Raw genomic sequence first — 24039 nt, 5'->3', positions numbered from 1 at the left:
GCGCGCTCAAGGCGGGGCATCCGTTGGCGGCGTTGGCACGGGGTTGATTGTGGCCAACATGTCCAGCGCCTTTTCAAAATCGTAATTGCCAGCATGTTCTGCAACCGTCCGAAAGGCATCGCCAAGCAACGCATCAAGCACAGTCACATTGTGTTTCAAATATTCAACCGCTGCTGGATCGTCCCGCGCCAGCAGGCTGCGCAGCTGCGCGAGCGTCTGGTGCGCCTCCTGGTGCGCCACCTGGGGCACCGGATTCGACGCAGAAGAGGCGCGTTGCTGCCACGCCTGCAGTCCTTCCAGCAACGGCTGCAGGTGAACGGCCAGCGTATCGACCCGCGCGTGCAATGCCGACACCGCGTCAGCCTGCCTCAACCCGTGTTCCAGCGCCTGCGCCGCATCGGAAACACCGGTGGCGCCGATGTTGGCGGCAACCGATCGCAAGGTGTGGGCCAGCCGCTCTGCCAGCGGCATCTGGCCCGCTGCCAGGGCCTCCCGCACCCGGTGCACCGCCAGGCCCTGCCCCGCGCAGAACCGGCGCAGCAGATCGGCATAGAGCGCCGGCTTGCCCAGCGCGCGCTGCAGGCCCAGGGCCGTATCGAGCCCCGGCACCGACAGTGAGGCTATCTGCTCGGACAGGGGCGCCGGTGCGGCCACACCCGGCGCTACCCCACCGGCGCTGGCCGGTTGACCCAGCGCCGGGCGCGGGCGAATCCACCGCGCCAGCGCCGCCCACAGCACGGCCGGCTCGATGGGTTTGGCCACATGGTCGTTCATGCCGGCGGCAAAACACCGCTGGCGGTCGGCCTCCAGGGCATTGGCAGTCATGGCGACGATGGGCAGGCGGGCATGGCGCGGGTCGGCGCGCAGCCGCCGAGTGGCCGTTTCGCCGTCCATCACGGGCATCTGCATGTCCATCAGCACCACGTCGTAATGGGCGCTGTCCAGCTTTTCGATGGCGACCTGCCCGTTGTCTGCAACGTCCACCTCGAAACCGGCATCGCGCAGCAACTCCACCGCCACCAGCTGGTTGAGTTCGTTGTCCTCGACGAGCAACACACGCGCCCCCCGAATCGCCTCGGGCAACACATCGCTATCGGGCGCGGGGCCAGGCTCCTGGCGTTCAGCCAGTCCGGCGCCTTCCGTGGGATGCATCAAGGTGTCAAAAAGAACCGAGGCATTCACCGGCTTGATCAGCACGGCGTCGATGCCCTGCGCGCGCGCCGCGCGCATCACGTCTTCGCGCCCGTAGGCCGTGACCATCAGCATCTGCGGCACCTGCGCCAGGCCCAGGCTGCGGATATGCCCCGCCAGCTCAATGCCGTCCATGCCTGGCATGTGCCAGTCCAGCAGCAGCAGCCCGAACGGCTTTTGCTGCTGCATGGCGGTGCGCAGCACGTCCAGGGCCTGGGCGCCCGAATGCGCCTGCTGCACCTCAAAGCCCATGGACTGCAGCATGTCCGACAGCACCGTGGCGGCCGTGTGGTTGTCGTCCACCACCAGCACGCGGCGCCCGCGCATGCTGGTAGGCGGCTGCAGCCGGCGTGCCGGCGCCCCGCGCTCCAGCGGCAGCGTCACCCAGAAGGTCGAGCCCTTGCCCAACTCACTGCGCACGCCCACCTCGCCGCCCATCAGCTCGGCCAGGCTCTTGCAGATCGCCAAGCCCAGCCCGGTGCCGCCGTGGCGGCGCGTGGTGGACGGGTCGGCCTGCTGAAAACTCTGGAACAGTCGGCCCATCTGCTCGGGCGTGAGGCCGATGCCTGTGTCGCGCACCTCAAAGCGCAGCAGCACGCGCCGGGCATCCTGCTCGTGCACCCGCACGGCGATGCTGATCTCGCCGTGGTCGGTGAACTTGACAGCGTTGTTGGAAAAGTTGATGAGAATCTGCCCCAGTCGCAGGGAGTCGCCCACCAGATTGGCGGGCACATCGGCGGCCACATCGCAGACCAGTTCCAGCCCTTTGGCGCCGGCCTTGTAGCCCACCACATCAGTGACGCCTTCGAGCAAGCGGTCGAGCACAAAGGGGTGCTTTTCCACCTCTAGCTTGCCCGCCTCGATCTTGGAGAAATCGAGGATGTCGTTGATCACGCCCAGCAGGTGCTGGCCCGCCTGCTGGATCTTGCTCACATAGTCGTGTTGCCGGGCGTTCAGGCCCGACTTGAGTGCCAGGTGCGACATGCCGATGATGGCGTTCATGGGCGTGCGGATTTCATGGCTCATGTTGGCCAGAAAATTGGACTTGAGGGCCGCGTTTTCCTCTGCCATTTCCTTGGCCAGGCGCAGGTTTTGCTGTGCCTTCGTGCGGTCGGTGATATCGACAAAGGTACCAATGGCGCCACCCTGCGAGCCGTCCGGACGCAAAAACCCGTGCAACCAAAAGAGCATGTGGTGCACGCTGCCGTCGGCGAAGGGCAGGTCCACATCCTTGTGCACCGATTGCGTTCCCGTCATCACCGCACCCGCATCCGCATCAAACCGGGCCCGCTCCGCCGCCGTCAGAAACTGCAGGTCCAGCACAGTCTTGCCGATCAGGTCTTCGCGGCGCACGCCAAAGGCCTCTTCGTAGGCCACGTTGAACCCGATGTACCGCCCCTGGGCGTCCTTGTAGAAAAGCGGCACCGGAATGGCATCGATCAGGGCCTGCTGAAAGCCCAGTTGCTCCGCCACCTGCGCTTCGAGCTGCTTCTGGTCGTGGATATCCACATTGACCCCGACCACGCGCACGGCCTTTCCGGCGGCGTCGCGGACAATGCGGGCGGCCTCCAGAAACCAGCGCACCTCGCCATCGGGGCGCACGATGCGCCAGGAATTGCGCAGATAGGTTTCGGTGCCTGCCAGGCACTGATCAAAATAGGCACCGGCGCGCTCTCGGTCATCGGGATGCAGACAGGCCAGCCAGCCGGCACGCCCGTTGGGCTGGGTGCCCGCAGGCAAGCCAATCATTGCCACCAGTTTGTCCGACCAGACGATGGCGTCGCTCGCCAGATCGATGTCGTACACGCCCACCTTGCCAGCCTCCTGGGCCAGCTCCAGCCGTTCGGCGGCCTCGCGCATGGCCACCTCGGCCTGCCGCGCCTCGCTGATGTCTTCAATCACCCAGATCGACGCCGACTGGCAGCCCTCCATCTGCACACCGCGCCCGGACAGGCGCGCAACATACGTGCTGCCGTCCAGCCGGTAGAGCGTGGCATCTTCCCGCAGCGCCTGCCCCTGAGCCAGCCGGGGCACCACGCGCGCGATGAACTGCTCGGAATGGTGGGGGCCGCCGAACAAGGTGGATACGCTCTGCCCCAGCAAACCCGCCACCGTGCCACGCATCAGCTCCACAAACGCCGGATTGAACTGTTTGAACCGGCCATCGCACACCAGCAAGATGGGTGGTGCGTTGTCAAAAATGGCCGTTTGCTGCTCCAGCAGCTCGTTGAGCAGGCGCTCGCGGCGCTGCAGCTCGGCCTGGGCCTGCATGCGCTCGGTGACATCTTCGTGCAAGCCCACCATGCCAATGCGTTTGCCCCGTTTGTCGAACACCGGCGAAAGCGTGGCCTCGTCGTGGTAGATGCTGCCGTCCCGCCGCCGATTGACGAACTGCCCCTGCCAGGAATGCCCCGACAGCAAGGTGGACCACATCTGCTGGTACGTTGCGGGCGCAGTCTGGCCGCTGGCAACGATGGAGGGCTTTTTGCCGCGCACATCCCTCAGGGCATAACCAGTATTGCGCTCGTATTGCGGATTGACCCAGTCAATGCGCCCATCGCCATCGGTGATCACCACGGCCACCGGGCTGCTCTCCAGCGCGGCGCCCAGCAGGTGAAACCGCTCGCCCGCCGCAGCCACACGCTGGCGGCTGACCAGCAGGTCCCGCACCATGAGGCCCAGAAGGCTCAGGATCACAAAGGCCACACCGCCCACCTGCAGGCGCAGGGGCAGCGGCGTCAAGGCACTGACATCGTCCAGCGCCAGCAGTTGCCAGTCTCCGCCGGGGTCTTTCCAGTCAAGGGGGTGCCGCGCTACCGCATGGGTCACACCATTGATTTCCACCTGGTCCGCATCGGGAGAAAACGGCAGCGCCGAGGCCACGCCGTTGTCAAAATGCTGCCCCATCTGCCGGGACGCGCGAACAGCATCAATGCGCGCCTGGGTCAGCGGCGGGGTCATGGCAAACAACCATTCGGGCCGGGTCGCGGCAAAGGCCACACCCTGGGGGGACAACAGCAGCATGGGCAACCCGGCACTTGCGAGCTGCGCATCCACGGAGTCCAATCCCACCTTGGCCATCACCACACCAATGATGGTGCTGCTGAGCGAGTCGCTTTCGTACAGCGGCGCCGCGTAATACAGCCCGCGCTCTTTCGTGTTGCCGCCAATGGCGGCATACACATTCGCTGCGCCATGCACGGCCTGCTGGAAATAGGGGCGATACGCCAGATTGCCCCCCGTGAACCTGGACCCCGGGGTTTCATGGGCCACCACGGTGCCATCATGCGACATCACATAGATGCCATCGATCAAAAACCGGCCGCGCGCCACCGCCAGCCGGTTCAATGCCGCGCTGTCGTCCGGCGCCAGCACACCCATGGCTATGTCCTTGAGCAGTGGCTCGCTGAGCCCGAGCAGGGACACCGCCCCCAGCAACCCACCCCCTTGCACCTGCACCTTCAGTGCCTGCGCCGTCTGGTCCAGCAGCCGGGCGCGCTCCACACTGCGCTCTGACTCGCGCCAGCGCGCAGCCGCCTCCACCACCAGCCAGCTGCCCAGCAGCGCCACCGCCAGCACCAGCGCCCATCCCCGGGCCCAGCGGGCGTTGCGCTCCAGCACCCTCTCGAAAAAATGCGCGCCCTCGCCTATGCCGCGCATCATGCGCACTCTCCCGTCGACGCACGCTGGCGCGCCCGCGTTTCAATGCCCAGGGTGCAAATACGCATCGATGTTCTCCATGGGACCCGGCCGTCCAAACAAATAGCCCTGAAACTCTGCGCAACCATGCAGGCGCAAAAACGCCAGTTGCCCTGTGGTCTCCACCCCTTCGGCCACCACCTCCAGGTCCAGGCTCTGGGCCAGCGCCAGGATGGTGCGCACGATGGTCGCATCATTGGGGTCGGTCAGCACGTCGCGCACAAAGCTCTGGTCGATCTTGACCTGGTCGATCGGCAGCCGCTTGAGGTAGCCCAGGCTGGAGTAGCCGGTGCCAAAGTCGTCAAGTGAAAACCCCACGCCTTCGCGCTGGAGCTGCTCCATGCGCGCAATGGTGTCTTCGATGTCGCCCAGCAGCAGGCTTTCGGTGAGTTCGAGCTTGAGCCTGGCCGGGTTGGCACCGCAGTCTGCCAGCGTTTGCAGCACGCCGCTCACAAAGCCGGGCTGGCGAAACTGGCGCGCGCTGACGTTGACGGCGATCCAGAGGTGGCGGGTTCCCTCGTGTTCACCCCAGCGCTGCAACTGTGCACACGCGGTCTGCAGCACGAACTGCCCCAGCGGCAAAATCAATCCGGTCTGCTCGGCCAGGGGAATGAACTCGGCGGGGCCGACCATGCCGCGCACCGGGTGGCACCAGCGCACCAGCGCCTCGACACCCACCAGGCGGGCGTGGTGGTCCACCACAGGCTGGTAGTGCACGCGCAGCTCGCCGCGCGCCAGGCCCTGGCGCAGGTCAGCCTCCAGGTTGGAGCGGGCGTTGACCGCGGCCTGCATGTCCAGGTCAAAGAATCGCTGGGTGTTGCGGCCCGCGGCCTTGGCCTGGTACATGGCCAAGTCTGCCCGCTTGAGCAATTCGTCCACCGACAGGCGCTCGTCTCCAAACAAGGTGATGCCAATGCTGGGAGTGCTGTAGTGTTGCTGGCCGCCCAGATCAAAGGGCTGGTTCAGGCTGGCCAGCAGCTTTTCGGCAACGGCTTCCGCATGGCTGGTGGCCTCGGACAAGCCGGGGCGAAGGGTTTCCAGCATGACGACGAATTCGTCGCCGCCAAAGCGGGCCACGGTGTCGGTCTCGCGCACGCAGGCCGCCAGCCGCGCCGCCACCTGCGACAAGAGCTGGTCGCCCATGTCGTGCCCCAGGGTGTCGTTCAGGTACTTGAAATTATCCAGATCAATGAACAGCAGGGCGCCCAGCTGGCGCGTGCGCGCGCTGCCCGCCACCGCGCGCTGCAGCCGGTCGAGCAGCAGGCGCCGGTTGGGCAGGCCCGTGAGCGCGTCGTAAAACGCCAGGCGCTCTATCTCCTGCTCCGCGCGTTTGCGGTCGGTAATGTCCATGGTGAAGCCGTGGCACACGACCGAGCCATCGGCCTCTCGATGGGGAATGGCATTGGTGATATGCCAGCGCACGCTGCCGTCGGGCATGGCAACCCGGTATTCACACTGCAAGGGCACCAGATTGGGCAGCGAGGCCGCAACCGCTTGCCGCACGAGGGCAGCATCCTGGGGCAGCATGCTGCGCATCAGCACCTCATGGTCGCGAACCACATCCTCGGGATTGACGCCCATGAACTCGCGCACCGCGTCGCTGATGTATTGCATGCGACTGACACCGTCGGTGTGCAGCCGGTATTCGTAGATGAACCCCGGAATGCGGCTGGCAATGCGCTGGATGAACAGCAACTGCTCGCGCAGCCGCTCTGCGGCGCGGCGCTCGTCGGTCACGTCCTGCACCACGCCCATCTCCACCCGCACGCCGTCGCCAGCCCGCGCGTGGCGCATGCGCGATCGCATCCAGCGGATCTCTCCGTCCGGGCGGCGCCAGCGGTATTCGACGTTGGTGCCCGCTCCCTGCTTGCGCGCCTGCTCGAAAACCTGCCGGTCCTCCGGCAGGATGCCGCTCAGCGCACGCTCAAGGCCCACCCACTCCTGGCGCTCAAACCCTGAGATATCACACAGGCCGGGAGACCACAGCAGCACGGTTTCGCCCGGGTCTTCAATCTGCCGCCAATGGCCAGTGCGCGCCAGGCTCTCCATGGTGTTGAAGACATCGCTTTGCTCGTGCAGCTCACGGCGCGCGTCTTGCAGAGCGCGCTCGGATGCGGCCAGCGCGGCACGCAGGTTTTCGGCCTCGGAGACATCGTGCACCGTCACCATGATGCTGTTGCTGCCGACACTGGCCACACGGCGGGCCGACAACTCCCAGGCCAGCACCGGGCGCCCCGGCTCGCGAACGATCGGGCGGCACTCCAGCGGCACGCCCACCCGCGCCACCGCGCACAGTTGCGCGACGATGCCCGTGCGCTGCAATGGGTCAAACACCTCTGCGGCATCGGTGCCGGGGCCGCGCACCGCGCCCAGCCCGGGCATGCGCCGCGCAGCCGCGTTCGCTGCCACCAGCACCAGGCGCACGCCTTCCAGCTGGAACTCCATCAGGGCCAGAGGCAGCATCTCGAAAAAAGGCTGCCAACGTGCGTGCACCCAGGGCGCCTGCGCGCCCTCGTCACCGGGTGCCAGAAAATCCATCAGCAGGTCAGGGGAATTCACGTTGGCGCAGAACTCGTTCGTAAAAAAAGGGGCCTCGCAGGCACGCGGCAAACAGGGCCGCCTACATTCTCTGCGCAGAATATGTCAAAACGTAACAATACCCCTGGCGATGACCGCGACACATGGAAACGCCAGGAACCGCCCCCTATGGCTGGGTCCATGCATCTGCCGAGGCATGGTGAGCTGAAACATACGGTTCAAAGATGCAAGTACGCTGCGCGCATTCGTGCCCGTGCTCGCTCATCTGCTGCAGGCTATTCCTGCTCGAAGTTGGCGGAGCGGAATTTCAGCACCCCGCAGTTCTCCTTGATGGTCCGCTGCAAGCCTGCCTCAAAACCATCGCGCGTGCGGGCCTCGATTTCGACGGTGACGGTGACGTCCACACCGCTCTGGGCCGCAAAGTGCTGAATCACCTCGTTCACGATGGTCGAAAAGTCCATGGTTGCTGTTGTGGCATCCACCTCCACCAGTCCAAAGAACCGATTGGGCAGTGCCACCGCAGCCGTCGCCGCAGTGGTTGCCTCGGACTTGGACGCCACCGGACGCTGGCCGGGCACTGGCGCGCCAGGCACACCGCTGCCGACATTGGCAGGCAACGCTTGGTGTGCTGCACGCTCGCGCTGCTCCGCGTCCAGCTTCTGTTGGTACTCGATGGCCGCAGCCTGGCTAATGAGCACGGTGTCGGCATCCATGGTGACCAAAGCAGAATGGCCGAAGGAAAACCCCAACCAACGGTCACCATCCTTGCCTGCCGCGTAGCCAAACCCGTCACGGGTGGCGCAACCTGCCGTCACTGCCTGCACAAACACATCAGAGTTCAGCAGGCGCGGCAGGTACAGGTACTGGCAACTGTCTTGCCACACCTTCAAAGCCGAGACTTCGGTGACGCCCTCTTTGAAGTACCACTGGTTCAGCATCCGGTTCAGATGGACGGGCGACCAAGCACTCACCAGCCATTCTTCTTCTTTGAGCTTGCTTTCAATCGCATCGACCACGCTCGGTGCAGACGCCGACAAGGCCACGGCCTCCCAGCGCAAAGCCAGCTTGCCCCGCACCATCTCTTCGGTGGGCACCATCAGCCAGCGATAGGTCTCGCGCACCATCTGTTTGACACCATCCTCAGCACCGTCCATCGCGCGCTTGGCCTGATCGGCCTGGTAGGTACCCAGATCGATACGGCGGTTTTGCACGTCTTCCACGATGGACTTCCATGCCAGATAGGTTCGCACGGCATCGCGCAGGCGCTGCACGGCATCACCATCGGGCGCCAGGAAAATCAGGCGGTTGCGTTTCAGCCGTGGTGCATCGCCCCGCTTTTCCAGCACCTCGGTGGCAGCCAACAAGGCCAACGACTCATCTTGCTTGCGGTAACCTGCATTGGGCGGCAACACCACCAGCCGTGGCCCCAGGCCAAACTCATCGGGCACATCCGCAGACGGCACAAACACATGGATGGCGGCAAAGTGGTTGCCCTTAGTAAACACCCTGCCCACGCGGTCGCGCAGCAGCGGCATCACGTCGTCAGCGTCTTTCAGGTTGGCCTTGCGGCTTTCCATCTCGCGGCGCAGGTTGGGGCGCGTGTCAAACCAGTAGCTGTCCTTTTCGCCGTAGAGGTAATGCAGCCGATCCCGCAGGCGTTTGATGACATCCTCATACGTACCCACCGCCTGCCCTGGCTGCACGGCGCCCAGCAAAATGCCATCCACCCGAATGCCGCGCACAGCCTGCGCAGCGTTAGACGGCGCACTCCCCAAGAAGATGGTTCGCGCCACGCGCCGCGCGGCTTGCAAGCTGCCAAACCGGGTGTCATGCCCGTCAATGTCTGCCGCTGCTGAACGCGGGCCATCCATTTCGCGTTCAATCACCGGCTCCCAGCCGTTGGGCAGGTAATGGATGCTCTTGTTGCGCACCAGCGCATCGTCCAGGGGCAACGAACCCGGCATGATGAGCGGGTCTTTGTCACGGCTGTCCCACAGCCTGTGGATGACGATGGCCATGTACTGCAACACCCCGCGCGTGCGCTGAAACTTGTCCAGCGTGGACCAGTCCTCGTACAGCCGGTCAAACACCTCGGGGTGAATGGGGTAGGCGTGCGCAATGCGCTCCTCGTAGCGCGCCTCCTGCGTCTCGCTGGGGAACTTGGTCGGGTTCTGACGGTACAGCTCGCCAAAAGCCCGCGCCGTGGCGTTCACCTGCGCTGGGTCGCCCACGGTGTCAAACAGCCGCCTGCGCACAATCTCGAAGGCCTCTTCCGCTGCCACCGGCTTCCAGACCGATTCGACGCGGCCAAAATATTTTTCCAGCACATCCAGCGCGCGCTGGCCCTGCGTGCCTGCCGCCTCGGTTTCTGACTGCGGCAGCGATGCCAGCAAGATGGCGTTGGGCACGCTCTTCATCGCCTCGGTCAGCGCCTGAATGAAGGTGATGTTGCTGTCAAACGTGCCGCCTGGGTAGCTCTTGCCGGGCTCCAACTGGCGCACATAGGCAACCAGTTCGTCCAGCAGCACCACGCAAGGGGCCGCGCGTTGCAACAGCGTCGTCAGTACGTCTTTACCTGGGGATGTGCCCGCCTGATCGGCGTCGGCCAGCAGCGCATAGCCCTCGGCCCCCAGCAACTGCACAGCCAAATCGCCCCACAGCGTGTTCACCGTGGTGCCCGCATGCGAACGGGGCAGACTGGGCGAGAACTTGATGCCATCAATCACCGCCACGCGCGCCTGCGGCAAAGAGGTCACGCCTGCGGCATCCAGAATCGGCGGGATACCCGCCAGCTTCTCTGTGGGGCACTGACGGCTGGCCAGGTGGTACACCGCCAGCAGCGTATGGGTCTTACCGCCACCAAAGGCCGTTTGCAGCTGGATGACCGGGTCACCGCCCCGCCCCGACAAACGCTCGGCCACACTTTGCAGCAACAGGCGCATGCCTTCGGTGATGAAGGTGCGGGCAAAGAACTTCTCGGCGTCCTGGTACTCAGGCTCTGCCGTGCCTGCGTGCACCTGCGAGATGTCAGCCGCGAATTCGCTTTGCTTGAAAGTGCCTTCCAGCACGTCCTTGTGGGGGTGGGCGACTTCGCGCCAAGGTTTGATGGTCATGAGGTGCGTATTTCAAATGGCAACCGTATTCCACGGCAGCATGTTGTTGTGTTGTCCCAAGCTACCAACGGCACAAACCGGTGCCGCGTCCACTTGCTTGACCGCTCTACGCAATTGGAGACCCGCATCGGCGGGCTCTACCACTTGCGGAAACAGCCGGTGGGGCCGCGCTGATTGGGCCAATTGCAGCGCCACACGAATTTGCCTAGACCCCAGCGCCTGCTGCGCCAACGCGCGCTCCTGTTGCGCCTGCGCACTGACGCGCGCAACCGCCAAACCTGCCAAGGTATCGCGTGCCTTGCCCGCCACTTCGGCAAATACGGAGCTGGGTTTTCGCCGCTTGTTCTGCCGGTAGTCTTTGAGCTCGATCAGCCACAAGGTTTGTGCAGCAGGGTCGAGCGCAATGGCATCCATGGCCTTGACGCCACCCGCAAAGTTCTGGAACTGCGTCTGGTGAAAATCGGAATCATCGTATTTCCACACCCACCACCCCGCAGGCATGGTCAGGCGCATGCCATCCACATCTGCCGTCTGGCTCATGGGTTCGCCTCCATGTACCTGTCGCTCTGCTGCAAGCTCTCGTCCAACAGAACCAGAGGCTCGATGTCAGCGATGTCCGTGCTTTGAGTCACGGAAACCGGGCCATCTTTCTTCTGGCGACCCAATCCAAAGTACTTGTTAGGAACCAAGCGGGCATGTCCTTGCGCTGAACCCATCTGCAAAATCTCGAACTCGCGCAGCAAGAAGAGACTGTGCGTAGCCACAACCACCTGAACCCCAGCGCTACCCAGTGCATACAAGGCCTCGGCCAGCAGCTTCAACGCGGCGGGGTTTAGGTTGGCCTCTGGCTCGTCCCAAAACAAGGTAGAGCCACGCTCCACCACGCCGTAACGCAGCAGATAAATGAGCATGGCCAGCTTGCGATAGCCCTCTGCCATCAAAGAAATGTCCATTTGCGATCCGTCAGCGCGCTCGAAGACCAACTCTCCCTTTTCCAACTTCAAGTCTCCGCCCAATAGGCTCTGCATGCGCTGGGCTACATCCGACATCAAAGGCGGTCTGTCGCGTGGCTCCAATGTGGACATGGCGACGGCCAAATCGCGGTAGCTGATGTCCAACGGGAAGTCACGGTACTTGTCGAACAGTCCGATCAACCCCTTAAACAGGGAAACCATCTCCTTACTGGGCACCAGCACCTGCTGCGGCAAAAAAGCATTCCGTGCTGCGGCGTCTGGCACTTCGTCTGGCAGCACCGTGGCTTTGAGCAGTCCAGACTGGTCCTTTCGTTGAATCTGCACCTTCCACGGCATGGCTTCCGGCAACCCTGGTGAGGTGAACTCCGGCTCATCCGGCATGCGAACCTGCACGGTGGGAATGTGGCCATCGACCTGTGCTTGCAATACCGCGCCGCCTTTGGTGTTGCGTCGTATCAAGGCCGAAAGATCGGACACTTGAAACAAGTCAGCCAGGCGCTCCGCCAAGTACGCCTGCGCACGCTCCTTGTTCACCGCAAGCCGTTGGGCTGTGAGATCGGGCCACGCACGCGAAAACAGGTAGCCCAGTTTGAGCACATGGGTCTTGCCCGCACCGTTCTCGCCAACGATGACGTTTAAGCCTGGTGAAAACATGAACTCCACGTCGCTGCCGAACACGGTGAAATTACTGACTTTGAGTGCTTTGAGCATCTTTGTTCCTTGCTGCGCGTTCAGGCATCAAACCCCAACTGCTCCCCACGCGGCCCCTGCTCACGACTGGCTTCCAGCACGGCGTGCCAGGCTGTGATGAGTTCGTTGTAGGCGCGCGCATCCTCGGCCCACTTCTTGCGCTCGCACAGGGTGTACAGGTGATACGCCAGTTGGCGAATCGGCTCGGCCTTGTCGGGCATGGCGGCCAGCAGGGCACCGGCTGCGGCTTCGCCCTGGGTGTTGAGGGCGCGAATCAGGTGGTGCGTGGCCTCCCACACGGGGTTGCGGGCATCCAGCTTGGGGTCCCAGCCTGCCTGGTAATCGGCCCAGCGCAGCAGGCGTACCTTGCCACCCCCGCTGTCGGCAATGCCTGCCTGCGCCACACCCTGCACGCTGGTGCCTTTGCCACGGGCCAGCACATCAGCCTCGCCAAACGGCCCCTCGGCCCAGCCGTACTGCTCGAACCAGCTGTTGCAAAACAGTGTGTCGGCATCAAAGCTGCCCGCGTCGGGGGTCAGGTACTCGGTGATTTCGCGGTTGATGAGCACCAGCGCGTCGTGCACGCGCATGGGGGTGCCGTCCTGGTTCAGCACGCCTGCATACTGACTGTAAATCGCCATGCCAGGGCCAATAGCTGCCTGCGCCAAATCGACTGGGGCGATAGGGCTTTGGCCGCTGGTGCCGCCAATCATCGTTTCCAGCGCTTCGGGCAGGTGCTCGCGCAACTGGCGTTGGAACTCGCGGCGGCTAATGGTCTCGGCGCTGACATCGCGTTGGCGGCACACCAGAACGATGCTGGATGCTAAGGCGTTGGTGCCGATCCCGATGGAACGTGCGTCCCGCTCGGTACGCATGGGCCAGGTGCCAGTGAGAGCGAAGCCCGCGCTTAGCACCGCTTCGAGAAAAGTCTCCCAGCCGGTACTGTGAGTACTGCTGCCATCATCCTTGGTGTCGCTTTGCTTGAATGCGTAGTAAATGGTGACGGGAAATGCCGGATGCGCCTGCTGTGCAACGTTGTGCATGGCGGCAGTCATGCCATCTAAGAAAAAAACCTCAGCTTTCTCCTTGGTTCCGTGGCGATAGGGAGTTGCGACCAGTTCGTCTGCTTTCGGTACTGCCACCGTCGCATATAGATTTGGAAAGATGGGACGCAAGCTCTTGCGCAACCAGACGTAGAAGAAATCGGACAAATCGGCATAGCCAATGTTGTCGTAATACGGCGGATCGGTTGAAACAACTTTGTTGGCACTGATGGCTTGCGTTTGAGCGTCAGCGTGTTGAGCAAACCCCTCTCTCGCGGCGCCTAGCGAAGGAAATGCTCGGCACATTCCGGCTACGGAGACGCCAATATCGCCTGCGGCCTCAGCAAGAACATTGATTTCTGCATAGTCCCAAACCATGGGCAGCGCTTGTCGACCAAATGTTGTTTTTGCTTGGTCTCGTGTTGGACTCCACGCGACGAGAGAGCTGTTGTAATCAATGGTTTTGTCAACGGCGATCCCCAAGTAAACCCCGACCGCCTCCGCATACGCCGTGGCGCCGTTGCCTCCTTCGTCCAACCCCCTTCCGTCGTCGGCCATGCCTGCGGCTAGTGCGTCGACGCGGATACGAGTGATGGCTTGGGGCACCAAGTCGCAAAACGTGGTCAGCGCCACCAGTTGACGAGGGGTGAACAGGTCACCGTAGGTTTTCAATCCGTACAGTGGCGGCGAAAACCAGCGAGGGTTATCAGGCATCTCAACTTCGGGCTTCCACTGCGGCTGAGCCTGCTTGGCGATGGCCTCGTGCTCTGCGGTCGGGGCTAGGTAAACGCGACCACGTACTCCCTCGGCCACGATAGCCATCAACCTGGCGCCCATGCGCCCTGCGTTCGCCTCAGCATAGATGTGCTTTGACTCAATCGGGGCGTCTGACATCAGGCATCGGAAGTTTGCACCACGAGACAGCTTGGTGCCATCCTTCGCGCTATCCGGCGGCATGCCAGTGCGCACTTCAAAGCGGTAGCCATCACCTTCTGTGACTGGCTGCACATACGCATCCTTGCCCGCCTTGCTGCTCAAAACAAAGCTGCTGACCAGAGGCACATCCACGTGACTGAACGCAGGGTTGGGACTTTTCACGGTACGCGCCCACAGCCAGGCGATCACTGTGAGTTCTTGCCCAGGCTGCAAGCCCACCAAGCCACCGTTCTTCAAGCCTTTTGGACCGCCAGCGCTTTCCTCAAAAGCGTTAACAGCTATCAATTCAGGAGTAATGCGAATCGTAGGATACAGGTAGCCGATGCGCTGCTGGGCCTGCTCCCGCATCCAAGCACCGTAGCGGCGCACATCTTCGGCCAACCCACGGGCGCCACTCCAATCTTCAAAGGCGTTGCGCGTGCCCTTCTTGGTGCCACGCTCGGCCTCAATCTCCGGCCCCACCGGGGCACGGCCCGCGAACTTGGGTGGTATCTCGATCATGGCCTTGTTGATGGTGACGGCCACGGGGTTCAGATCGCTGGCGTAGCTTTCCAGCCCCAGGCGCTGCGCTTCGAGCGGCAGCGCACCACCACCGGCAAAGGGGTCGTGGAAGGCGGGCAGCGCTTCGGGGTCAAAGCCGGGCTTGCCAGGGTTGAGCGCACAGGTTTCGCGCCAGCTCTTGGCAATGGCCGCGCGGGCACGGCCCAGCACTTCTTCGTTGTTGGTGTTCTCCCACAGCACCAGGTCGCGCATGATCTGGAACAGCTCTTCGCGCTCAGCATCGGCCTGGGCCTTGGTTTTGCCCGCGTAGTAGCCGCGCTCGCCGCCGGGGTCGTTCACCATCTGCGCAAAGATGACCGCACGCGCGGCGGCCAGCGGACGGCGCGCCCACCACAGGTGCAGCGTGCTGGGGTGGCCGTGGCGGATGGACTTTTCACGGGCGCTGGCCACGTTGATGTCGTCCAGCGGCAGGGCGACTTCGATGAGTTTCTTGGGGGAGCGGATATTCGACATGTACAGATTTAAACCAATGCAGGCGCGTGTTGGGCCAAAGTTTGTTCAGCCATAGCGCCATAAAACTGACGGGTTAGGCTGAAAAACCGGTTGAGCTTGCCGTTGGTGGGAAGCAGGTCTATCTGGGCGAGGTGGAGCAAACTCCAACCATGATCGGCATGTTCATCAAACAAGCGTTGAAGTTCTTGCGCCCACTGGCGACGGCGGGTTAACAAGAACGGGCTGTTGAGGTTGAGCAAACGAATGGTGTAGTCGGCCTTGGCTTTGTCCTGCTCAGACAGGTCTTCGCGCGGAACCACGCGCCCATCGGTGGGCAAATAGGCAAAGTAGCGGTGGCAGTCGGGTTGGTGGCACGAGACAAACAAGGCAAGGTCTACACTGTCACGTTTGCCAGCAGCGTGGCCACCAAACACGGCATCAGGCGCTGCCGGGTCGGGCTTTTTCAGTTGCTGCAAGCCGGTTTCACTGTCCAAGGCGCTGGCAGCGAGATTACTGTAATCAAAGGTGCGCGCCGGGTTCTGGCTTTTGTTTTCGATGTGCTCAATGTGGTAGCCCAACCCTTCTTCATCGGGCCTGAATTCGCTGTAACAGCACAGTTGATACTGCTCATGCAGCAGGCGCTCCATCACGTCCTGTTTGTGGCCAAACGAGCCCCAGCGGCTGGTGGCCTGACCAGGCGTTTGAGGTGGGTTGCCGTGTGATTGATTGAGGTGGTAGCCACCCGTGCCTTGCTTAGCGATGCTTCTCATTGCTTACTCAATCCGGCAAGAGCCTCCTGACGCTGGATACTGCGTCGCAACTGCTGCAAACGAGCGTTTTCTGGCCCTAGCGTCTGAGTCAATTGCTGCAAGAGGCGCTGCGCCTCGGCACCACTCCAATGCCCCTGATCGACCAGCTCCGTCAGACGGTCGATGGTTTGCTTCTCTTCTATGGGAGGCTGTGGATCTACCAACATCACGCTGTGCATGACATCGCCGCTGGGCTGGCCATAGGTGGAAGCCAAAGGCATTTCAGCGGTGCTGCCGCTAAGGACGCGGATGTTTTCGCGCCGGATGGTGCTGAGCACTTGTGGGCTGTGGGTGGTGACGATGAATTGGGTCAATGGGAAGGTCCGCATCAAGTCTTGCAAGACCCGCTGCTGCCATGACGGATGGAGGTGCAAGTCGATTTCGTCCACCAGCATGATGGCTGGTGCGCTCATGCGCAAGGACTGCTGGAACGGCTCTGCCGAGACCACGCCAAGCGCGGCCAATTGGTCTATGGCCTGGTGAATAACCTGAACCGCATAGTCTTCATCGTCGTATTCCAGATGTGGGTTCGCGATCGCCAGGCGACGCGCGAAGTCCATGGCCAAGGCCAACATGCTTTGATAGCCTTGGCTGAGTTGTTCCACCAACATGGGCGCACCATCACTCTCGCGGGTCAGCATGAATTTGTGCTTGCTGTTGAAGTGAGGGTTGCGATATTGCCCCAGCAGCCCGACCACAGCGGCACGTACTGCCTCCAAAGAGCTGAATGGCATGAAGTTATCGTTGACCGCACCCTTGTTTTCGCGCAGCTCGGAGGACTCTTCAAGGTCAAACCATTCCAGCATTTCGCGAAAGTCGCTGGCGGGGTCCAGGCAGTCGTAGAGCGCGGCTGTGGGATGTTCGTAGTTCAGCTTAGCCTCACGCAAACGCTCGGGCACTTTGATACTGCCTCGGCTAGCCCCATAGTAGGCAAAGGTAGGGGTCAAGAGTGGGTGCGTCGTCTTATAGCTGGCATAAATGGCGCTCAGCCGATCCTTTAATTGGGTTTCGCCCCACTTCTGTGGGGGCTCCACACCCTTTGCGTTACCAGACGGTTTCCAGTAGTCCCAGCGCAACTCGTCATAGGTTTCAACCATGACCTGCGCGAAATCAGCTTTGGCCCATTGAGTTTTCCCACCTCGTCCAGCGTACCCTTCAATTCGAAAATCAGCGTCTTTGAAGCCGCGACCACTCAGACGCTGGTTGGCAGAAGAAAGATGGGTCAGCACGGGCGTCAGCGCAGTTGCGACGCCATCCAACAGCGCCGTCTTGCCGGCCCCGTTGTTGCCCACGATGACAGTGAGTTGCGGGTGCAGGTCCAGCGTCAGGGATTCAAAGCAGCGGAAATTTTTCAGCGTGACGGTTTTCAATCGCATGGCGCATGCCCTCTGGATTTGTGGCGGCCTTGTCTAACCATGGAACACCTTGGGCGCCAAGGCTCTGTTCAGCAGCAATCCTAAGTCCAGATTTTTGCTGGCCTCGGCCCAGTCAGGTTCCTTGGTGAAGGGCATGGAAATGTAGTTCACCGATTCGGCACTGTCGCCGTCCACCACCACCACAGCCAACACGAACTTGTCCTTCTGGTTCAACCCATGGCGGATTTCGTTGCTGGTGACGGTGATGGTGTCCTGCCCCTTGGCGCGGCCTTTGACTTCAATGTGGTGCTCCAACGCCAGCCCCTCGGGCTGCTCGACGTAGGCGGTGATGTCCCAGCCGCATTTTTCGGCAGATACGTCTTTGGTGCGGTGGCCCAGCGCGTGTTCGGCGTCCAACACGGCTTGCATGGCAATGCGCTCGATGCGGGCACGGGCTGCTGCGTCCACACTGAAATCGGGCACACCGCTGCGCTGGGCCAACAACCCTGCGGGGATGACGAGCGCCCCGCCGATCACGTTGGGTGTGCCAGACGCCACGTTGCGCATGGCTTGGAGTTCGGCTGTGCGCTGTTTGAGGCGTGCACTCAACTCTTCGGCACGGCGGCGGGCGTTCTCGGGTTGCAGGCGGGGTTGCTTGCCTGCGCGCACGTCCATGTCCAGCCGGATGGCACGGTCTGACCAGTATTGGATTTCTTTGACCAGGCGCTCGCGCACGGCGGCCAGTTGCTTGTCGGCCTGGCGTTCGCGGCGGCTGGCGACTTCTTGCGTGTGCTCGGGCACCAGGTGTTCCACGGCATAGGCCAGGGCACGGGCTTCGATGTGGTGCGTCACCCAATCGGCCTGCAACACGTCGGCCACCTGGGCAGACTCGGCGGTGGTGATGGGCACCAGGTCAAGGTGGCGGGCAAACGGCGCTGGCGCGGCGTTGCCGTCCGCCGTCATTTCCACAAACTGCAATCGGCGGGAAACGTCGCGCGGGGTGCTGCCGTTGGGTGCGGCGGTTTCGCGCACGCTGTGGTCCAGCATGAACAGCACGCGCGGCTCGGTGCTGTCGTCGTGCGGGTCCACCAGGATGGCGCCGCGTTTGAGCAGGCTGCGGTGGCTGGACAGCACCAGGTCGGTCACGGCGGCCATGAGGGGGTGGCCTGGGTGCACCAGTTCTGCCGTGGGTTTGCCGTAGATGGTGCGGTGCTCGCGGTCGAAGCAAATGCGCTCGTACTTTTTCAGCACGGGGGTGCGGGTGTGGCCGATCACACGGTCGCGCTCCATGACATCAGGAGGAACGTGGCGCACCTCGTAGCGGCCCGCCTCGCGGTCGCGCAGCTCGCCACCCACCACCCGGAATGCCTCGCGGAAGAATGCGCTGATGAAATGCGGTTGGAGCTTGCGGGCCTCGGCCTTGTCCATCTCCTCGCGGATGGCATAGAGGTCGTCCAGGCTCATGTGGTTTTCGACCAGGGCATTGCGGGCCATCAGGTCTTTCAGGTGCTGGGTGTCCAGCGCCTGGCCGATAACCTGCTCCATGCGGGCGCGGGTTTCGGGCTTTTCGCCGTAGCGAATGGCGTCGATGAGCAGGTCTTTGAGCGAGATGTTGTCGAAAGCCTCGCCCAGCACGTTGAACACCCGCCCGCCCAAGGCCTCGCGCTCCACGGCCAGCTTTTCAAGCAGGCAGTTGAACACCTCGCCCTCACGGGTCTGGGCCGCCACCAGATTCCACAGGTGGCACACCTCGCGCTGGCCAATGCGGTGGATGCGGCCAAAGCGCTGCTCCATGCGGTTGGGGTTCCAGGGCAGGTCGTAATTGACCATGAGGTTGGCGTTTTGCAGGTTGACGCCCTCGCCCGCTGCGTCGGTGGCCAGCAGCACCAGCACGTCGGGATCGTTGCGGAATGCCTCTTGCACCTTGCGCCGGTCATCGCGGTTGATGCCGCCGTGGATGGTGACCACAGCCTGCTCACTGCCCAGCGTGTCGCGGATGCGCAGCAGCAGGTAGTTGAGCGTGTCGCGGTGCTCGGTGAACACGATGATTTTGCGCCGGCGGCCATCGGCGGTGCGCATTTCGGGGTCGCCCTGCAGCAGGCGCGAAAACTCTTCCCACTTGCGGTCGCTGCGCGATTGCACGACGGATGCAGCGGCACCTTCCAGCTCCCGCAGGATCAGGATTTCGGCTTGCAGCTCAGGAATGGTCTCGGCGGCAGTGGCCTGGTCCACCACTTGGTCGGCCACTGCTTCGTATTCCTCGGCGCTGAGTTCGTCGGCAGCGTCATCAAGGTCTTCGGGCAAGTCCAGCTGTCGCTTGACGACGTATTCACCCAAGTTCTCGCGCAGCACGTCAGCGCGGGCTTTGAGTTGCAGCTCGTCTAGGCGCGCTTCGAGCTTTTTGCGCCGGCGTGACAGCGATGTGTAGATGGCCTGCGGGCTGGATGCCAAGCGGCGCTGCAACTGGGTCAGGGCAAAACCCACGGTGCCCTTGCGTTTGCCGTCCAGCCGGTCCGCGCGGTCCATTTCGTTGCGCACGTAGTCGGTGACCTGGTCGTACAGCAGCACCTCGGCATCTGACAGGGTGTAGTTGACCGTGTACGCACAACGCTCTGGGAACAGGGGCTTGCCGTCAAAGCGCAGCAGCTCTTCCTTGACCATGCGGCGCATCATGTCGGTGATATCCACCTTGTGGGCACCCTCGCGGAACTTGCCATAGAAGCGGTCACCGTCCAGCAGCGACATGAACAGCTGAAAGTCTTCTTCCTTGCCGTTGTGGGGCGTGGCCGTCATCAGCAAATAGTGGCGCGTGAGACCGCCCAAGAACTTGCCCAGCTTGAATCGGCCTGTCTCGTTGACCTTGTTGCCGAAGTAGTTGGCCGACATCTTGTGGGCCTCGTCCACCACGATCAGGTCCCACTCGGTCTGGGCCAAGAGCTGCTGGTATTCCTCGCTGCGCGAAAGTTGGTCGAGGCGGGCAATCAGGCGGTCTTGTTCGGCAAAGTAGTTGCGGCTGTGGCACTGCTCCTGCTTTTCGCGGCTGAACAGCTCGAAGTCCAGTCCGAATTTCTCGCGCAGTTCGTCTTGCCACTGCTCCGTCAGGGAACCAGGAGAGACGATGAGCACGCGCCGGGCGTCGGCACGCAGGGTCATTTCTCTGATCAGCAGGCCCGCCATCACGGTCTTGCCTGCTCCGGGGTCGTCGGCCAGCACAAAGCGCAGCGGCTGGCGCGGGAGCATGGATTCGTAAACGGCGGAAATCTGGTGCGGCAGGGGCTCCACATTGGATGTGTGCACCGCCATCAAGGGGTCAAACAGGTGGGCCAGGCTGATGCGATAGGCCTCCAATGCCAGCTTGAAGGCAGCGGGCTCAGCATCGAAAGCCCATGCCTTGCCTGCCACGGCCAGGGACAAGCGATGCTCGTCGTTGCGGAAGATGGTCTGCTCATCAAGCTTGCCTTGGGCATTGCGGTAGGCCACAAGGCGGGCACTGGGGCCTATCTCTTCGACGTTGACAACCTTGACGACCTCATCAGGGACCAGCCCGGTGATTTGCGCGTCCTTAGCGATTTCTTCAAGTTTGAGCATGCGCGCCTGAGTGCGTTGAACGGTGGATACATCAGGCACTGACTCCTTGGCAGGGACGAGCAAGGCGCAAACCCAGTGCACTCCCCCAAGCGCCTGATCGGCGGGTCAGTCTAGCAGGCGAAATGCAGCATTCAAGCGTGTCGCGATCTTCTCACCCAGCGGGATTTCAATTCACGACGGAGGCAGTTCATCAATGTCAGTCAAACTGGCCATCTTGCCGCTAGCCACCACAGGGCGCACGGCTCGGGCCAGTTTTTGGAGGTTGTCGCGCGTGAAAATGAAGCACATATATCCACCCAAAAATGGGCGATGGAGGTCTTCATTTTGCTACATTCTTGCTACGCAAAAGCCGTAATTCTTTGCGGTTCATGGCAATACAAGAAAGCTGAGCAGTGGTAAAAAATAACGAAAATTCAACAACTTACGACCAAAAGCAAGTTGTCGAAAAAGACTACTCAGACCACACCCCTATGATGCAGCAGTACCTGGCCCTCAAGGCCGGGTACCCCGAAACGCTCCTGTTCTACCGCATGGGCGATTTTTACGAGTTGTTCTGGCAAGACGCTGAAAAGGCGGCGCGCCTGCTCGACATCACGCTCACGCAGCGCGGGCAGTCGGGCGGCCAGCCGGTGGTGATGGCGGGGGTGCCGTTTCATGCGCTGGAGAATTACCTGGCGCGCCTGATCAAGATGGGCGAGTCGGTGGCCATTGCCGAGCAGGTGGGCGAGGTGGGCGCGGCCAAGGACCCGGTGGAGCGCAAGGTGGTGCGCGTGGTCACGCCCGGCACGCTGACCGATACCGAGCTGCTGTCCGACAAGTCCGAGTCGCTGCTGCTGGCCGTGCACCAGGCGCCGCGCGCGCGCTGTGGCCTGGCGTGGCTCAGCGTGACGCAGGGCCGCGTGTTCCTGGCCGAATGCGCGCACGACGAACTGGGCGCCTGGCTGGCGCGCGTGGCCCCCAGCGAGCTGATCTACAGCGCCGGCGTGACCGACCGCTTCGAGCAACAGTTGCAAGTGCTGCGCCAAAGCGGCGCCTTCACCTGCCCCCTGAGCCCCCGGCCCGACTGGCAATTTGACAGCGCCTTGGGCGCGCGCAAGCTGCTCGAACACCTGGGCGCCGCCAGCCTGCAGGCCTGGGGCGCACAAGACCTGGGCGAGGCCCATGCCGCCGCCGCCGCGCTGCTGCAATACGCCGAGCACACCCAGGGCCGCCAGCTCACCCATGTGCACAGCGTGCAGGTGCAGCGCGGAGACGACCTGATCGACCTGCCCGCCAGCACGCGCCGCAACCTTGAACTCGTCAAAACCCTGCGCGGCGACGATGCGCCCACGCTCTTTTCGCTGCTCGACACCTGCATGACCGGCATGGGCAGCCGCCTGCTGAAAACCTGGCTGCTCGAACCCCGGCGCGACCGCACCGAGGCGCGCCGGCGCCTGTCTGCCACCACCGCCCTGCGCGGGGCGGGCGGCGCTGGCGGTGGCTCGGGCCCCTGGGCCACCTTGCGGGCGGAACTGAAAGGTGTTAGCGATGTAGAGCGCATCACCGCCCGCGTCGCGCTGCGCCAGGTGCGCCCGCGCGAATTGGTGGGTTTGGGCAAAACGCTACAAAAATCAGAGCTACTAGCGCTTACTGCACAAGCGCCAGAGCCCTATTTGGCCCAAATTTTCAGCCACTTGCAGCCGCCCCCAGAATGCACGGCACTGCTGCAGCGCGCCATTGCCGAAGAGCCCGCCGCGCTGGTGCGCGACGGCGGCGTCATCGCCAGCGGCTTCGATGCCGAGCTGGACGAGCTGCGCGCCATCCAGACCAACTGCGACGCCTTTTTGCTCGACCTGGAAACGCGCGAGAAGGCGCGCACCGGCATTCCGAATTTGCGCGTGCAGTTCAACAAGGTGCACGGCTTCTATATTGAAGTGACCGGCAGCCACCTCGACAAGGTGCCCGAAGATTACCGCCGCCGCCAGACGCTGAAAAACGCCGAGCGCTTCATCACGCCCGAGCTGAAAACCTTTGAAGACAAGGCCCTGTCGGCCAACGAGCGTGCGCTGGCCCGCGAAAAATGGCTGTACGAGCAAGTGCTCGACCAGCTTCAGCCCCACATCCCCCAGCTCACCCGGCTGGCGCAGGCGCTGGCCACGCTGGATGTGCTGTGCGCGCTGGCCGAACGCTCGCTCACGCTGAACTGGTGCGCGCCGCAGTTCGTGCCCGAGCCCTGCATCGAGATCGAAGGCGGCCGCCACCCCGTGGTCGAAGCGCGCCTGGCTGAAACATCGAGCGGCGCCTTCATCGCCAACCACACGCGCCTGAACGCCAACACGCGCATGCAGGTCATCACCGGCCCCAACATGGGCGGCAAATCGACCTACATGCGGCAGGTCGCGCTCATCGTGCTGCTGGCCAGCATGGGCAGCCATGTACCCGCCGCCAGCTGCCGCCTGGGGCCGATTGACGCCATCCACACCCGCATCGGCGCGGCCGACGACCTGGCCAACGCGCAATCGACCTTCATGCTGGAGATGGTGGAGGCCGCGCAGATATTGCACGCCGCCACACCCCACAGCCTGGTGCTGATGGACGAAATCGGCCGCGGCACCAGCACGTTTGACGGCCTGGCCCTGGCCAGCGGCATTGCCACGCACCTGCACGACAAAACCCGTGCATTCACGCTGTTTGCCACGCACTACTTCGAGCTGACCGAACTGCCCGCCAAGGCGCGCCACGCCGTCAACATGCATGTGGCCGCCGCCGAGGCGGGCACCGACATCGTGTTTCTGCACGAACTGCAACCCGGCCCCGCCAGCCGCAGCTACGGCATCCAGGTGGCCAAACTGGCCGGCGTGCCCGCCCCGGTGCTGCACCACGCGCGCCATGCGCTGGCGGCGCTCGAAGAACGCGCCGGCGAAGGTGAATTGCAGGTGGACCTGTTCGCCACGCCCGAAATGCCCGAGAGCGCAGGCGCCAGCCCGGTCGAGGCGGCGCTGGCCGCCATCCACCCCGACGCTTTAAGCCCGCGCGAGGCGCTGGATGCGCTGTACCAGCTCAAGAAGCTGGCGGGGCATTGACGCCCCCGGCTTGACCCCTGCATTTTCATGCCGCATGATGGCATGACG

Annotated in this window: 10 protein-coding genes; 1 reads left to right on the top strand and 9 read right to left on the bottom strand. The window is 63.0% G+C overall.

Annotation, left to right across the window (positions count from 1 at the left end; translation table 11 throughout):
* Window positions 1-6: 6 nt before the first annotated feature.
* The 9 genes from J8G26_RS10075 to J8G26_RS10035 form a co-directional block, all read right to left on the bottom strand.
* Entirely contained in the window at window positions 7-4851 is a 4845-nt protein-coding gene (locus tag J8G26_RS10075) for a PAS domain S-box protein (protein ID WP_087748330.1), read from the bottom strand.
* Between the two features lie 42 nt (window positions 4852-4893).
* Window positions 4894-7449: an EAL domain-containing protein gene (locus J8G26_RS10070; RefSeq protein ID WP_349238316.1), complete on the bottom strand. Its 2556-nt coding sequence runs from the start codon at window positions 7447-7449 to the stop codon at window positions 4894-4896.
* Window positions 7450-7703: 254 nt separating this feature from the next.
* Window positions 7704-10541: a DUF499 domain-containing protein gene (locus J8G26_RS10065; RefSeq protein ID WP_210568820.1), complete on the bottom strand. Its 2838-nt coding sequence runs from the start codon at window positions 10539-10541 to the stop codon at window positions 7704-7706.
* Window positions 10542-10553: 12 nt separating this feature from the next.
* A complete protein-coding gene (locus J8G26_RS10060; RefSeq protein WP_087746903.1) occupies window positions 10554-11081 on the bottom strand; it encodes a hypothetical protein in 528 nt (175 codons plus the stop codon).
* Window positions 11078-12226 (bottom strand): AAA family ATPase, encoded by a 1149-nt coding sequence (locus J8G26_RS10055; RefSeq protein ID WP_087746905.1) that lies wholly within the window; start codon window positions 12224-12226, stop codon window positions 11078-11080. The genes J8G26_RS10060 and J8G26_RS10055 overlap by 4 nt, the downstream gene beginning before the upstream one ends.
* 20 nt (window positions 12227-12246) lie before the next feature.
* Complete coding sequence (locus J8G26_RS10050; RefSeq protein ID WP_210568819.1) at window positions 12247-15198, bottom strand: DUF1156 domain-containing protein; 2952 nt, start codon at window positions 15196-15198, stop codon at window positions 12247-12249.
* 8 nt (window positions 15199-15206) lie between these two features.
* The gene (locus tag J8G26_RS10045; protein WP_210568818.1) at window positions 15207-15947 is read right to left on the bottom strand and encodes a retron system putative HNH endonuclease; all 741 of its coding nucleotides are present in this window, start codon (window positions 15945-15947) and stop codon (window positions 15207-15209) included.
* A complete protein-coding gene (locus J8G26_RS10040) occupies window positions 15944-17362 on the bottom strand; it encodes an AAA family ATPase (protein ID WP_087746915.1) in 1419 nt (472 codons plus the stop codon). Before J8G26_RS10040 ends, J8G26_RS10045 begins: the two co-directional genes overlap by 4 nt.
* A gap of 33 nt (window positions 17363-17395) precedes the next feature.
* Complete coding sequence (locus tag J8G26_RS10035) at window positions 17396-20929, bottom strand: helicase-related protein (RefSeq protein ID WP_087746918.1); 3534 nt, start codon at window positions 20927-20929, stop codon at window positions 17396-17398.
* Window positions 20930-21399: 470 nt separating this feature from the next.
* Between J8G26_RS10035 and mutS the strand changes: the two genes are divergently transcribed.
* Window positions 21400-23991 (top strand): DNA mismatch repair protein MutS, encoded by a 2592-nt coding sequence (gene mutS, locus J8G26_RS10030; protein WP_210568817.1) that lies wholly within the window; start codon window positions 21400-21402, stop codon window positions 23989-23991.
* The last annotated feature ends 48 nt before the right edge of the window (window positions 23992-24039 follow it).

Origin of the sequence: Acidovorax sp. JG5 (assembly GCF_017939685.1) — a bacterium.
In the GTDB taxonomy this organism is placed as follows: Bacteria; Pseudomonadota; Gammaproteobacteria; order Burkholderiales; family Burkholderiaceae_C; genus Acidovorax.
This window is presented reverse-complemented; position numbering and strand designations above follow the sequence as displayed.

Excerpts from the sequence above, each read along its gene's own strand:
- J8G26_RS10075 (WP_087748330.1), bottom strand. The coding sequence starts at position 4,851 with ATGCGCGGCATAGGCGAGGGCGCGCATTTTTTCGAGAGGGTGCTGGAG.
- J8G26_RS10065 (WP_210568820.1), bottom strand. The coding sequence starts at position 10,541 with ATGACCATCAAACCTTGGCGCGAAGTCGCCCACCCCCACAAGGACGTG.
- J8G26_RS10060 (WP_087746903.1), bottom strand. The coding sequence starts at position 11,081 with ATGAGCCAGACGGCAGATGTGGATGGCATGCGCCTGACCATGCCTGCG.
- J8G26_RS10055 (WP_087746905.1), bottom strand. The coding sequence starts at position 12,226 with ATGCTCAAAGCACTCAAAGTCAGTAATTTCACCGTGTTCGGCAGCGAC.
- J8G26_RS10050 (WP_210568819.1), bottom strand. The coding sequence starts at position 15,198 with ATGTCGAATATCCGCTCCCCCAAGAAACTCATCGAAGTCGCCCTGCCG.
- J8G26_RS10045 (WP_210568818.1), bottom strand. The coding sequence starts at position 15,947 with ATGAGAAGCATCGCTAAGCAAGGCACGGGTGGCTACCACCTCAATCAA.
- J8G26_RS10040 (WP_087746915.1), bottom strand. The coding sequence starts at position 17,362 with ATGCGATTGAAAACCGTCACGCTGAAAAATTTCCGCTGCTTTGAATCC.
- J8G26_RS10035 (WP_087746918.1), bottom strand. The coding sequence starts at position 20,929 with ATGCTCAAACTTGAAGAAATCGCTAAGGACGCGCAAATCACCGGGCTG.
- mutS (WP_210568817.1), top strand. The coding sequence starts at position 21,400 with ATGATGCAGCAGTACCTGGCCCTCAAGGCCGGGTACCCCGAAACGCTC.